This window comes from Mesorhizobium sp. WSM4884, assembly GCF_029625675.1.
GTDB lineage: Bacteria > Pseudomonadota > Alphaproteobacteria > Rhizobiales > Rhizobiaceae > Mesorhizobium.
The window spans coordinates 59658-72875 of the sequence record NZ_JARTVO010000015.1; the positions used below are offsets into that span (position 1 = coordinate 59658).

At 62.4% G+C, this 13218-nt stretch carries 10 protein-coding genes; 6 read left to right on the top strand and 4 right to left on the bottom strand.

From position 1 onward, the window contains the following. The first annotated feature begins 87 nt into the window (after positions 1 to 87). Complete coding sequence (locus tag P9236_RS22010) at positions 88 to 1218, top strand: glycosyltransferase family 1 protein (protein WP_278076663.1); 1131 nt, start codon at positions 88 to 90, stop codon at positions 1216 to 1218. Here the strand turns inward: P9236_RS22010 and P9236_RS22015 are convergent. Beyond that, on the bottom strand, positions 1211 to 2395 hold the full coding sequence (locus P9236_RS22015) for a glycosyltransferase (RefSeq protein WP_278076729.1): 1185 nt from the start codon (positions 2393 to 2395) through the stop codon (positions 1211 to 1213). The genes P9236_RS22010 and P9236_RS22015 overlap by 8 nt on opposite strands. Positions 2396 to 2689: 294 nt before the next feature. On the opposite strand from P9236_RS22015, the gene P9236_RS22020 reads away from it, so the two are divergent. The 3 genes from P9236_RS22020 to P9236_RS22030 all read left to right on the top strand — a co-directional run bounded on the left by P9236_RS22020 (position 2690) and on the right by P9236_RS22030 (position 5539). Further along, positions 2690 to 3562 (top strand): glycosyltransferase family 2 protein, encoded by an 873-nt coding sequence (locus P9236_RS22020; RefSeq protein ID WP_278076664.1) that lies wholly within the window; start codon positions 2690 to 2692, stop codon positions 3560 to 3562. Positions 3563 to 3564: 2 nt separating this feature from the next. Beyond that, positions 3565 to 4887, top strand: a complete 1323-nt coding sequence (locus P9236_RS22025) for a polysaccharide biosynthesis/export family protein (protein WP_278076665.1) — start codon at positions 3565 to 3567, stop codon at positions 4885 to 4887. 421 nt (positions 4888 to 5308) lie between these two features. Beyond that, positions 5309 to 5539: a hypothetical protein gene (locus tag P9236_RS22030; RefSeq protein WP_278076666.1), complete on the top strand. Its 231-nt coding sequence runs from the start codon at positions 5309 to 5311 to the stop codon at positions 5537 to 5539. A gap of 16 nt (positions 5540 to 5555) precedes the next feature. On the opposite strand, the gene P9236_RS22035 is transcribed toward P9236_RS22030, so the two are convergent. From P9236_RS22035 to P9236_RS22045, 3 genes are all read right to left on the bottom strand, one after another. Continuing rightward, on the bottom strand, positions 5556 to 6143 hold the full coding sequence (locus P9236_RS22035) for a sugar transferase (RefSeq protein ID WP_278076667.1): 588 nt from the start codon (positions 6141 to 6143) through the stop codon (positions 5556 to 5558). A gap of 385 nt (positions 6144 to 6528) precedes the next feature. Next, positions 6529 to 8361 carry a GNVR domain-containing protein gene (locus tag P9236_RS22040; RefSeq protein WP_278076668.1) on the bottom strand — a complete coding sequence of 611 codons (1833 nt, stop codon included), beginning with the start codon at positions 8359 to 8361 and terminating at the stop codon, positions 6529 to 6531. 175 nt (positions 8362 to 8536) lie between these two features. Next, positions 8537 to 8701 (bottom strand): hypothetical protein, encoded by a 165-nt coding sequence (locus P9236_RS22045; protein WP_278076669.1) that lies wholly within the window; start codon positions 8699 to 8701, stop codon positions 8537 to 8539. Between the two features lie 373 nt (positions 8702 to 9074). On the opposite strand from P9236_RS22045, the gene P9236_RS22050 reads away from it, so the two are divergent. After that, on the top strand, positions 9075 to 10595 hold the full coding sequence (locus P9236_RS22050; RefSeq protein WP_278076670.1) for a phosphomannomutase/phosphoglucomutase: 1521 nt from the start codon (positions 9075 to 9077) through the stop codon (positions 10593 to 10595). 26 nt (positions 10596 to 10621) lie between these two features. Then, entirely contained in the window at positions 10622 to 12925 is a 2304-nt protein-coding gene (locus tag P9236_RS22055; protein WP_278076671.1) for an AGE family epimerase/isomerase, read from the top strand. The last annotated feature ends 293 nt before the right edge of the window (positions 12926 to 13218 follow it).

Consider the following 13218-nt stretch of genomic DNA (forward strand, 5'->3'; position numbering starts at 1 on the left):
GAATGATTGCCGGCGAACCGCATGACCCGATGGCCATGGTGACCCCGCGTCGCCGCCCCACCACACTGAGGGTTCAAAGAGGTTGCCATGACACGGCGCTGGACAATCAACGGGCGCTTCCTTTCCCAGCCGACAACCGGCGTCCAACGCTATGCGCGCGAGGTCGTCCGTTGGCTCGACGCGTTGATCGCGGAACAGGTGCCTTTGGCCCGCGGCCTGGAAATTGGACTGCACTGCCCGCCTGGATCGGAGGAAATCCCCCTCGCTTTCATCGAACGCCGCGAGATCGGCAGCGGGCGCGGCCATGCCTGGGAGCAGACGCAGCTTCCCTCATCTCTCGGCGGCGGCGGACTGCTCAGCCTCTGCAACACAGGACCGCTCTTTTGCCGGAAGCAGATCGTCTGCATACATGACGCAAATGTCTGGAACGCCCCGCAAAGCTACTCGCTTGCCTTCAGGAGCTTCTACAGAATGCTGCTGCCGTGTCTCGGCAGGACCGCATGGGGCATTTCGACCGTTTCCAACTACTCGCTGGGCGAGCTGGTCCGCCGTGGCGTCATCCCGGCGAGACGGGCTTTCGTGGCGCCGAACGGCCATGAGCATGCCTTGCGGTGGACGCCTGAACATTCGCCGGCGACACGACGGGCGGCTTCGCCGGAAACCATCGTCCTGATCGGCAGCGCCGCACCGCACAAGAATGTGGAGCTCATCCTGAACATGGCCGGCCGCCTTGCCGAAAACGGGCTCAGGATCGCGATTGTCGGCATGTCGGATTCGCGCGTTTTCCGCTCGGAATCGACCAGGACCGAAGCGCAAAACATTCATTGGCTCGGTCGCATCTCCGACAGCGAGCTGGTGGCTCTGCTTGAGGACTCGCTCTGCCTGGCCTTCTCTTCGCTCACGGAAGGTTTCGGCCTGCCTGCCCTCGAGGCGATGGCAATCGGCTGCCCGGTGGTGGTTTCCGACCGCGCCAGCCTGCCGGAAGTCTGCAGCGACGCGGCGCTGTTTGCGCCTCCCGACGACCCGGAGGCCTGGTTCGCGCATTTCATGCGGCTGCGCAGTTCCGAGGCGCTGCAGCTGCGGATGGTGGCGAGGGGAAAAGAGAGAGCCTTGGACTACTGCTGGAGGGAAACGGCCCTGCGCTATCTCGAAGCGATGGCCGCCGCCGATGGCGTCGATACGGAAACGAGGATCGTCAGGGTGCGCGAGTTCACGTGATCTCGTGAAGCGCCTGTACGGCTCCCAGCGATTCCAGGATGGCGCGGTCGAAGTTCTCTTCAGAAAAGCGTCCCGCATTCCTGGAGCAGGCCCGGGGCGCGATCGCATGGCTGTTCTGCTCGAACCGTTCGACTGCTTCCTTGAGATGATCGACAGTCTGCGCCTTGAACAGCACTCCCGTCGGCTCGGGCGATGAACCAAGGCGCCTCACTATGTCGACCGCCCCGCCGCGGCCGAAGGCGATCAGCGGCGTCCCGCAGGCCTGCGCCTCGGCCAGCGCTATGCCAAAATCCTCGCAGCCGGCGAAGACCATTGCCTTCGCCCGTGCCACGGTGTCCACGTAGTCCTGCCGGGGCAGGTAACCCGAGAAGGTGATGTTCGGGCCGGCGAGCGCCCGCAAGCCGGCCGACTGCTGCCCCTCGCCGACGATGACCAGCCGCCGCGACGGCATCTCGTTGAAGGCGCGGATGACGAGGTCCGTGCGCTTGTACGGGGCGAGAAAGGATGCGGAGACGTAATAGTCGTCCTTGTCATCCACGCATGGCAGTTCTCCGAGCGCAACGGGCGGGAAGACGACACGCGCGTCGCGGCCGTAGATGTGCTGGATACGGGAGCGGACATAGTTCGAGTTCGCCAGCATCAGGTCCGGGCCATGCGCGGTCCTGGTGTCCCAGGTCCTCAGGCGATGAAGCATGTAGCGGTAGAGAAATCCCTTCGGACCGAAGCCGAGCCGCCCTTGCTGGAGGTAGGAAAACTGCTCGTCCCAGGCGTAGCGGACGGGGCTGTGCACATAGCAGAGATGCGGTTGGTCCGGCCTGGTGATCACGCCGCGCGAGAATGCGGCCGAGGATGAGATCACCGCATCGTAGCCCGTCACGTCGAACTGCTCGATCAGGAAGGGGCAGAAGAAGAAAAGGGACCGATAGAATTTCTGCACCATCGGGATGCGGTTGGCCGCGGAGGTGTGGAATTCCACGTCGCGGAAATATTGCTCTTTAACCTCGGCCGGCAGAAAATCGAAAAGCGTGAAGACCTCGGCATTGGGAAACTGCTTGCAGATCTGCGCCAGGACCCGTTCGCCGCCGCGGAAATTCGGGCACCAGTCGTGAACGACCGCTATCTTCGCGTATCTATCGACCGGAAACTCCGGCGCGGCTGGCAGATCCTCGATGGGCATGTCGAGCCTGGCCGCGACCGCCAAATCGGAAGAGCGTTCGTGGAGCATGGGTCCCCCTGGCACCAGTAGACCCGGCAATCTCGGTTCCACGTCACGCTCCCGGCAAGTTGTCCGATCGGGTACCGGCTGCCTCAGGCGCATGCGTGCCTAGTACTTACGGCTGTGGCTCCACGGCGGAAATACTCCGAAAGCCTGTGCCCAGGGGTAGGGCAAGTCCGGTCCGTCTCCTTTTATGCATGCTGTTTCGCTCCCCTGGCCGGTCTAGCCTCTTGGAAACCGACATATGGATCGAGCATGAGACTGGCAGTGATCATCCCGACCCTCGGCCGCAAGGAACAGCTGGCGCGCCTGCTCGCCTATCTGGGCGGCCAGACGAGGCTTCCCGACGAGGTCATATTGTCGGCACCCGACTCTACCCATGTCGAGTTGCCGGCAAGCCATCCGTTCCCTGTGTCGCCCGTTTTCGGACCGAAGGGGCTGGCTGCCCAGCGCAACTCCGCCCTTGCCACGTCCTTGGCGCGCTTCGACGTCATCACCTTCTTCGACGACGATTTCGTTCCGTCGGCCAACTACCTGGAGCAGGTCGAGAAGGCCTTCGAGGAACATGACAACTGGGCGGTGGTGATGGGCAATGTCGTGCGGGACGGGGCCAGCAACGCGGGCCTCACCTGGCAAGATGCCGAAGCCGCCCTGCGAGAGGCCAATGGCGGAGGAGCCGATGGACCATCCGTCGTCGACCATGTCGGCGCATACGGCTGCAACATGTCCCTGCGTTCCTCGCTTGTCGGCGACTTGCGCTTCGATGAGCGCCTCGTCCTCTACGGCTGGCAGGAAGACATCGACTTCACCAGTCAGATGAGATCCAGGGGCCGGGTGGTTTGCGTGACTTCGATCAAAGGCGTCCATCTCGGCATCAAGACTGGGCGGGTGAGCGGGGAACGGTTCGGCTACTCTCAGGTCGCAAATCCGATCTACCTGATCAGGAAGGGCTCCGTTCCCGCCTCGTTCGCGCTTCCCCTGATGTTCAGGAACATAGCGGCCAATCTCGCAAAGAGCCTGCGGCCCGAGCCTTATGTCGACCGCAGGGGCAGGCTGAGAGGCAATATGCTGGCGATCCTCCATGTCGCGATGGGGCGCATCGAACCCGAATACATCCTGAAGATTTGACGGTGGGCAAGACCATGCGCAAATGGGTGGTGACGGCAGTGGCTTCATTGGCGGCAATGACCGGCTGGACCCTGCCGACGATGGCCGACGAGTATCTCCTCGGCCCGCAGGACAAAGTCAGGCTCAAGGTCTACGAATGGCGCGCTTCGCGCGACGTGTTCTTCGAGTGGACTGCGCTCAACGACGACTTTACCGTCGGCGCCGACGGCACGCTCTTCTTGCCGTTCGTCGGCCAGATACGCGCACAGGGAACCGCGCCCGGCGACCTTGCCCGCGCGATCGGCGGCCGTCTGATGCAGCAGATGGGCCTCGGCCGGCCGCCGGATGTAGCCGTCGAGATCGCTCAGTACAGACCGTTCTATATCGTCGGCAACGTCGCGCAGCCCGGCGAATTTCCCTACAGACCCGGCCTGACGGTATTGCAGGCAATGGGTATCGCCGGCGGCTTGCGGACACGCGAGGAAGATATCCCGAGACTCGAGCGTGAAGTTATCGCCGGTCAAGGCGAGGTGGATTTGCTGGCGCAGTCCAGCGTGAGCCTGCTTTCGCGCAAGGCGCGGCTGGAGTCCGAACAGGCCGGCAGCGACGAGATCTCCTTCCCGCCGGAGCTGAACGTGAGGGCTTCGAACCCGACGGTGGCGATAGCGATGGAGCAGGAGCGCAAAATCTTCGCCGTCCGCAAAGATGCGATGACCACGCAACTCCGCTCGCTGAACGATCTGAAGGAATTTCTGGAAAAGGAATTGGATTCGCTCGGGCAGCAGATGACCTTCCACGACAAGCAGATCGAACTCATCCAGAAGGAGCTCGCTGGCGTCTCCACCCTGGTGCAGAAAGGGCTGGCGGTTGCGCCGCGGGAACTATCGCTGGAAGGTACGCTTGCGCAGATGCAGAGCGACAAACTGGTTGCCGAGACCTCGCTCCTGCGGGTCCGGCAGGAGATAAGCAAGACCGACATCGAGATCCTCAACCTCGGCAATCAACACGCAAACGAGATTGCAGGGGCCTTGCGCGAAACGCAGCAGCAACTCAACGAAATTACCAGCAAGGCCGACACCGCTGTCCAACTGCTGCACGAAACCGAGGTCACCGCCCCTGCTCTGCTCGCGCTGAGGGAGCGCTCCGAAAGGACCAAGCCCATCTTCAAGATCGTCAGGACGACGGCCAGCGGGTCCGAAGAGCGCTCGGCTGACGAAACGACGCTGATCGAGCCAGGCGATACCGTCAAGATCGAAATTCCCCGACCGCAGTCGGGCGTGGCGGCCCTCCCTGCGGCAGTGGGCGGCTTGCAGGCGGAGACGCTGCCGATCCAGGGCACCAACTGACACCCAGGAACGATGTCGGCAAGAACGGCAGGCCGCTGTCCCTTGGCAGCTTGATCGACCGTCACTGAAGCGCGTCGCGCTGAAGCGGATTCGCGCGACGCGCTTTTAAGCCTCTGTATCAACTCATGTCGTTTTCCCAGAGCCGCTGCGCACCTTGGGCGACATGCGTTGGTGCTTGCGGTCGCTGCCATCGCAAAGCCAAGGGGGCCACAGCCTCGGAGCGAGCCGCCTCAGCCCGATACCACCAAAAAAGGTGCAGACAAGTACCCGATGCCAGGGGATCATCCGGCCTCGGCGCTTGCCATGTATTTTTAGGCCGCATATCTGTGCTTCGATCGCTTCTGCACCAATTGCATGTTGATTCCTCCCAACTGCGGTCAATCGGTACCCTGGGGTGCCACCATTGGAGACGTCGGTGCTGATGAGTGTAGTCGCCGTATTTGCCTCAGGCATTCTGATCGGGCTGCGATTCAAGGCTCCTGCCTTGATCGCAGCGACCGCGCTGCTGATGATTGGGAGCTTTGCCTGGAATGGCCTTGGTTTGCCCGGCAATGTGACGGTTGCCAAGTTCCTCATTCTGGCGTTCGCATTGGCCTGCGCCTACATCGTCGGGCTGTCTCTGTCCATGCACCGGAAGCGGAACGAGGGCTGATTGCCCGGCTGCGGTTTCAGGACGCCCTGTCGAAACGCATCACCGCGAAAACGGTTCTGACCAGTATCGCGAGATCGAGCCAGATCGACCAGTTCCGCACATACTGGCTGTCAAGCGCCACGCGGCTGGGGTAGTCCACGCTGCTTCTGCCACTGACCTGCCAGAGGCCTGTAAGCCCTGGCCTGGTGCGAAGGTACTCCCCGACATGATCGCCGTAGCGCTTGAGTTCGTCGTTCACGATGGGCCTCGGACCCACGCAGCTCATATCGCCGCGGATGATGTTGAAGAGCTGGGGCAGTTCGTCGAGGCTCGATTTGCGGAGCATCCAGCCGAGCGGCGTCACGCGGGGATCGTCCCTGATCTTGTGCGTCTCCTCCCACTCGATGCCGGCATCGGGATTGGCTTCGAGATATGCCTTGAGCACCTCTTCGGAATTCGTGACCATCGAGCGGAACTTGTAGCACTTGAACGGCTTCCCGCCGAAGCCCACGCGGCTGTGCGAGAACACCGCCGGACCTCCCGCGGTCACCTTTATCAGCAGGACGACGACGATCATTACGGGCGCGGCAACAATGAGTGCCGAGGTGGCGATGATCAGATCCATGATCCGCTTCAACAGACCTCCCAGGGGCGGGTTTGTGGTTCCAGCCCTGAGCGAGGGCGACAGGTCGGTCCAAACTGCCCCAGCATTGTTGGGATCGGGCGCGGAAACGACATGCACGACCGCCGGCCGGCTGTCGGTCTCCACGGGAAGAAATGGCTCAACCCAGATTAGAGATCTCTGGCGAGACTGCTTCTCGAAGGCGTTTGTTGTCATAGGGCGGTCGCCAATTCGAACTTGCTCTCGTCACTCTTCCAAGACCAGTGCCGGCGAGCAAGGAAGGCAAAGGAGGTAGCGGGGTGCTCCGGGGCTATACCCTCTAATCCCAAGGAATGATCCCACTGCATGCTTTGCGGCCTCAACAGGAGGAATATCGAGCGACCCGCTCTCATGCTTTGCGGTTCGCGGACGTCATCGCCCTGACTCTCGTCAGGAGCACGCCGAGGATGGGAGTCCGGCTGGTCTGCAGCGTTCTGGTGAGACCGCGCAGCGTTTCGAGGTGTGTCTTGCCCCACTCGGCGACCATGACGACACCGTCCAGGATCGACCCGACCTTCAGCATGTCAGGCCCCGAGGCAAGCGCCGGCAGGTCCAGGATCACGATATCGTAGGCGTAGGCCGCAAGGTCGCAGGCTGCCAGATCCGAGAGAAAGGCCTCCATGTTGTCCGGCACCAACAAGTTCTTGGTGTTAACCACCGAACTGGGGAGCAAATCGAACGGTCGCCCCGGAGTGCTTATGATGTTGAGCCGGACCAGATCATGGCACGGCCTGTCGAGCCCACGCAACGGGCCGAGCAGCCGCATCGTCAAGGTCGGCTGCCGGACGTCGGCATCGATGACCAGCGTCTTCAGGCCGGACATCGAATAAAGCGTGGCAAGGTTGCTGATGACCGAACTCTTCGCGCTGTCGTCGGATGCAGCGGTCAATCCAAGGAATTTTATCGGATGATCGGTTTCCGCAAGGCTGATTTCGGTTCGCGCCTTCCGGAGGCTGTGGCTGTAGCGGGAGTGCGGACGTCTCAGCACTTCGTCGACGCGACCGGTCTCCCTCCCCTTGCCAATGTGCGGCAGCTCCCCGACGCATTCGATACCCAGGTTGTCGCGAATAAGCCGCGGCGACTTTATGGTCCAGTCGAACGTATGCCTTACAAACGACAGGCCGATCCCGAGGATGAGCCCGGCAACCGCGGCGAACGCCAGGATGAGCTTCGGCCGGGGAGCGCTGGGAGAGAGCGGCTCCGTGGCGGCCGTGATCACCCTCGCATCGGCAACAGGGTATGATTGCTGGCTCACCGAATTGGTATAAGCCTGCAGGAAGCTCTCATACATCTTCTGATAGGTCTCGGCAGTCGTCTCAAGCTCCTCAAGGGTGGGCACGGCGTTCGCCCCGTCTTCTCCTTCGGTCCCGCCATTGACGCTGTAGTCGTGCCGGGAACGGAATTCCTGCGCCTTCGCCATGGCTTTGTTCATTTGGGTGCGCAGCTGCTCAAGCCGCATCTCGAGCCAGGCGCCGCCCTCCTTTGCCGCTTCCGCCTTGGTTTCAACCTGCTCGCGCACGAAGGCGTCTGCCGTCGCGTTGGCAATGTCGGCTGCAGCCTTGGGATCCAGGGCGGTGAAGGATATGCCTATGGCGTAGGAAACACCGACCCTGCGGACGTCGAGGCCGTCGTGAAAGATCGACATCGCGCGCCGGCCCTTTTCGTATTCGGTGAGCGTCGCAGGCGTTTCAGCAGCGTCCAAACCGAGATACTTCCGAATCTTGCCGAAGAGCGCGCTATTCTGCAGTCCAAAAGCTTCAACGACGATCGTTCCTATCTTTCGGAATCTGTCCCTCAGGGGCGGAGTCTGAGGTCGGTTGAACTTGGGGTCGTCGACGAGTTTCAATTGGTCGAGAACCATCGCCGCGATCTTTTCCGACTGCATCACCGCGATCTGGCTCTCCACTTGTGCGGTGTCCAACGACAGGGTTACTTCGCCGCCGTCCTGGAGATGCTGCGGCAATCTTGGCTCGATCAGGATCTGCGCCATGGCAGTGAACGCAGGGTCAGTGGTCGAATTGTAGAACGCGGCGGCCAGGAATGCCGCGGCCAATGCTGCGACAATCGTTGCGACATAGCGCTTGAAAAATCCGGTTATGTCGGAAAGACCGATGAACTCCTGACCGCCGGATGCCAGCTGATCCGTCGCCGCCGGCCATCTCTGGGGGAACACACGGTCCATTCAATCCCTCCTGCGCGCGCATGCCGCAATTGCGCGCATGCGCCGTTCGGATGCAGGCGATCCATGGTTTCCGGCTGGTATTTTCATTGAAGGCTGAGTCCCCGAGATCCCAGACTGCCGCAAAAAGACTACCTCCGGCCCCCGGAAGGTAAACGCCGCCAATTGGCGTATGGGCTTACGCCCTATGGGAAGAGAGAAGGCGCGACAGCCCCGCTCTGGCGCTCTCCACAATTAACACCTGCTGTTCCAGCAGCACCTGTCGCCCACGATTTATCGCCAGATCCCTGGTCAGGGCATCGACCTTCGCGGACAGGCGTTTGGCGTCCTCGCCGTTTTCCATCGCCTCCAAGGAGAACGCGGCGCATTGCTCCATCCTATCCCGGATTGGCGGAGTTGCGCGGACTCGCACTCGATTTCCGCTCGAATCCCTTCGAGAAGGCGGGCTAGGCGCCCGAAACGCCTTTGGTCGATGGTCTCGTGCAACGCGATCAGCGGCATTTTGCAGGCCACCTCTTCGTGAAATCCGCGATAGGGCGCGCACCCGTCAGGATAGGAAACCCCGAGTGTTGGACGAGATATCCTTTCGGCCGTTGGCCGGCATGCTCCTAACGGATGAGGGGGTGCGGACCGGTGAGCCGAGCTATCCGAATTCATGAAGCGGCTCACGCCCGACCGCGTGCTAGGACTGGCCCGCAAATTGCGGAGCAGAAGCCGTGAGCCTGAACATTATCGGCCAGGCCAGGCCGAACACATTCGCCTTCGAAACCAGTGCTCTCATCAAGGCCACTGGCTTTCGAGAATATGACGCGCGTTGGTGGTTCGGGCACCCAGGTTCCGACAAGGAGCCCGAACTCAACCTGCTGGGCGTGCAGGCGCTCGGCATGGGGCTCGGCACTTTGATACGCCGAATGGGCATGCGCCCGGAGATCATCACCGGCCACGACTTCCGCAGCTATTCCACGGCCATCAAGATGGCGCTGGTCAGCGGCCTGATGGCGGCCGGCGCGCGCGTCAAGGACATCGGCCTGGCGCTTTCTCCCATGGCCTACTTCGCCCAGTTCGCGCTCGACGCTCCGTCGGTGGCGATGGTGACGGCCTCACACAACGAAAACGGCTGGACCGGCGTGAAGATGGGAGCGCAAAGGCCGCTGACTTTCGGCCCCGAGGAGATGTCGGCCTTGAAAGCGCTCGTGCTGGACGGCGACTTCGATCTGGCGGGTGCAGGGAGCTACGAATTCGTCGCTGGATTTCGCGAGCGATACATCGAGGACCTGACCGCGGGAAAGACAATCGGCAGGAGGCTGAAGGTGGTGGCCGCCTGCGGCAATGGCACCGCCGGCGCTTTTGCGCCGCAGGCGCTGGAACGCATCGGCTGCGAGGTAATCCCGCTGGACGTCGAGCTCGACCACACGTTTCCGCGCTACAACCCCAATCCCGAAGACATGAAGATGCTGCATGCGATCCGGGACAAGGTTCTGGAGACGGGCGCCGATGTCGGACTCGGCTTCGACGGCGACGGGGATCGCTGCGGCGTGGTCGATAACGAGGGCCACGAGATTTTTGCCGACAAGGTCGGCGTCATGCTGGCGCGGGACATTTCCAGCCTGCACCCGAAGTCCGTATTCGTCGCGGACGTGAAGTCGACGGGGTTGTTCGCGACGGATCCCATCCTCGCCCAAAACGGCGCGACGACGGATTACTGGAAGACCGGGCATTCCTACATCAAGCGGCGCGTAGCCGAGCTCAACGCTATCGCCGGCTTCGAAAAGTCGGGGCATTTCTTCTTCAACCCGCCGATCGGGCGCGGCTACGACGACGGGCTCGTGACGGCAATCGCCGTCTGCGAGATGCTCGACCGCAGCCCGGCCAAGACACTGGCAGACCTCTATCGCGACCTGCCGCTGACCTTCGGCACCCCGACGATGTCGCCCCATTGCCCCGACGAGGAGAAATACGGCGTGGTCGAGAAGGTCGTGAAGGCATTCACGAAAATGAAGGGCGACGGGATCGAGTTCGCCGGCCAGCCGCTGGCCGATCTGGTCACCGTGAACGGGGTGCGTGTAGTCGCCCAGGACGGCACGTGGGGTCTGGTCAGGGCCTCATCGAACAAGCCGGAAATCGTCGTGGTTGTAGAAAGCCCCGTCTCGCCGGAGCGACGTCGCGAGATGTTCCAGGCTCTCGATGCGGTGCTGCGCCGCAATCCGGAAGTCGGAGCTTACAACCAGACGTTCTGAGAGGAATAGGCTGAGGGGAACTCAACATGCCAGACCGGATCGTAAGTTTCGTCATGAGCGGGGGCGTGGGCTCGCGGCTGTGGCCCCTCTCGCGCGAGGACAATCCCAAGCAGTTCCACGATCTTTCGGGTGACGGCTCGATGCTTGCCAAGACCGTACGGCGCCTGAAAGCGCGGCCGGACGGCGAGACCCCCATCTATCTGATAGCGTCCGAACGGCATGCCGACCGTCTTGTTTCGGACATCTGCCCGCTCGGCCTGAATGGCGGCAGGCCGATTTTCGAGCCCGTCGGCCGCAATACCGCCGCCGCCGTCGCCGTGGCCACCCAGCAGACGATTTCCGAACATGGCGGCGACGCGCTCGTGCTCGTGGTCCCCTCCGACCACGAGATATCGACCGAGGCGCAATTCTGGCAAACCGTCGAGGCGGGCAGCGCCGCCGCCAGTTCAGGAAACATCGTCGTGTTCGGCATCAAGCCGACGCACCCCGAAACCGGATACGGCTACATCGAGGTCGCCACGACGAAGGGCGACGCAGTTGCGGCAGTCTCGCGCTTTGTCGAAAAGCCGGATGCCGAGACAGCCCGCCAGTACGTCTCTTCGGGAAGATTCTACTGGAATGCCGGCATCTTCCTGTTCCGCGCCGAGACGATGCGGCAGGCCTTCCTCGAATTCCAGCCGGACATCTGGGAAACCGCCGAGCGGGCCTATCGGGCCGCGCGGACAGACGTCAGCGGCATCTATCTGCCGCAAAGCTTCTACTCCGCCGTCCCCTCGATATCGATCGACTACGCGGTGATGGAACATGCGCGCGGCATCGCGATGGCCACGGCTTCCTTCCGGTGGAACGACCTTGGATCGTGGCAGTCGCTGCTCGAAGCGAGCCCGACCGACCCCAACGGCAACGTCGTGATGGGCGACGTCGTCGCCATGGATTGCGACGGCTCCTACCTTCGCAGCCAGGGCAGATTGCTGACCGTCATCGGGATGAAGGACGTGGCGGTGGTGGCAACGCCCGACGCCGTATTCGTCGCCCCGGTCAGCCATAGCCAGAACGTCAAAAAGGTCGTCGAACAGCTGGAGAAGGGCGGACGTCTCGAGACGAAGTTCACGGCGTCGGAAGACCGCGTCGTCCTCAGCGGATCGTGGCGCAAGCGGGTCGAGCACTGGCTCTTCGACGAGACCTTGCCGCTATGGTCCGCCTCGGGTGTCGACGATGTCCATGGCGGCTTCCATGAGGCTCTCGGCTTCGATGCAAGGCCGTTGGGCAAACCCAAGCGCATGCGAACGATGGCGCGCCAGATATACGCTTTCGCGGTGGCCAAGGAACGCGGCTGGACCGGACCGGCCGACAGGCTGATCGACCACGGCATCGACTTCATCGCCAGGAACGGTCGAACCGACCGCGGCGGATGGGTGCGGACCCTTCAACCCAACGGCAGCGTGGCCGACCCGGCGGAGGACGCTTACGACCATTCCTGCGTGCTGCTCGCGCTTGCCCATGCGCACCGGTGCGGCCATTGGGACGCCTTGCGGCTTGCCCAGGAAACGTTCCAATTCATCGACGCCCATCTCGAGGATCACAGCCTGAATGGTTTCCTCGAGAGCCCGGGTTGGAACGGGATGCGGTTCTCGAACCCGCACATGCACATGCTGGAATCCTTCCTTGCCTGGCATGACGTCACCGGCGACCGCGCATATCTGCGTCGGGCTGCGCGCGTCATCGATCTCTTCCGGTGCCATTTCTTCGACCAGGAGAGCTGGACGCTCGGGGAGCGTTTCGACGCCGATTGGTTGCCATCGCCAGGAAACGACGGACAATGGACCGAACCGGGGCACCATTTCGAATGGGCTTCCCTCCTCGTCGACTTCTCGCGGGCAAGCGGGCAGAAGGATCTGGTGGCCTATGCGAGAAAACTCTATTCATCGGCGGTCGCCAGCGGGTTGAACAGGGCGACGGGGCTGGCCTATGCGGCCGTGTCGCGGAACGGGATTCCCCTCGACCGCACCTCCCGAAGCTGGCCGCAATGCGAGGCGGTCAAGGCGGCGGCCGCCCTGGACGGCATTGGCGGGCCTGACCTGAAACCCGAGATCGAAGCCCGCGTCGCCCGCCTCTTCAGATGGCATATCGAGCCGGCGCCGCTAGGCCTGTGGATCGACAGGATCGACGAGCGCGGACGATCGGTGGCGACCGAAGTCCCTGCAAGCATCTTCTATCATCTGGTGACCGCGTTGATGCAGTATCTGGACAAGACCGGAGGACAGGTCGAGCCGTTCCGGCCGTCCGTTTCTGAAACGGGCAGGTCGACCATCAGACGCGCTTACGCCTGAGCCGATCAGTCGGTCACTATCCGGCGATCGTGAGTGATATCGGCTCGCATTCGTCGCGAAACGGATGCCGAGCGATGCCATCTGTCCGGGCGACCCGTTGCTCCAACGCCGCTGCTCAGCCGTCTTGAGACCACCAACGAACCGCCCGTTGACACCCCATCCTCACAGCCGGGCCGGTTCAGCTTTCGACAGAACGTCGACGCGCTCCAAGTATTTGTTTTTATGTAGATCTCTGCGGAAAGCTACTGCGCACTTCCAGACCTAACGCTTACGGAGCATCCCCTTTTTGCTGA

Excerpts from the sequence above, each read along its gene's own strand:
- P9236_RS22010 (WP_278076663.1), top strand. The coding sequence starts at position 88 with ATGACACGGCGCTGGACAATCAACGGGCGCTTCCTTTCCCAGCCGACA.
- P9236_RS22015 (WP_278076729.1), bottom strand. The coding sequence starts at position 2,395 with ATGCCCATCGAGGATCTGCCAGCCGCGCCGGAGTTTCCGGTCGATAGA.
- P9236_RS22020 (WP_278076664.1), top strand. The coding sequence starts at position 2,690 with ATGAGACTGGCAGTGATCATCCCGACCCTCGGCCGCAAGGAACAGCTG.
- P9236_RS22030 (WP_278076666.1), top strand. The coding sequence starts at position 5,309 with ATGAGTGTAGTCGCCGTATTTGCCTCAGGCATTCTGATCGGGCTGCGA.
- P9236_RS22035 (WP_278076667.1), bottom strand. The coding sequence starts at position 6,143 with ATGGATCTGATCATCGCCACCTCGGCACTCATTGTTGCCGCGCCCGTA.
- P9236_RS22040 (WP_278076668.1), bottom strand. The coding sequence starts at position 8,361 with ATGGACCGTGTGTTCCCCCAGAGATGGCCGGCGGCGACGGATCAGCTG.
- P9236_RS22045 (WP_278076669.1), bottom strand. The coding sequence starts at position 8,701 with ATGGAAAACGGCGAGGACGCCAAACGCCTGTCCGCGAAGGTCGATGCC.
- P9236_RS22055 (WP_278076671.1), top strand. The coding sequence starts at position 10,622 with ATGCCAGACCGGATCGTAAGTTTCGTCATGAGCGGGGGCGTGGGCTCG.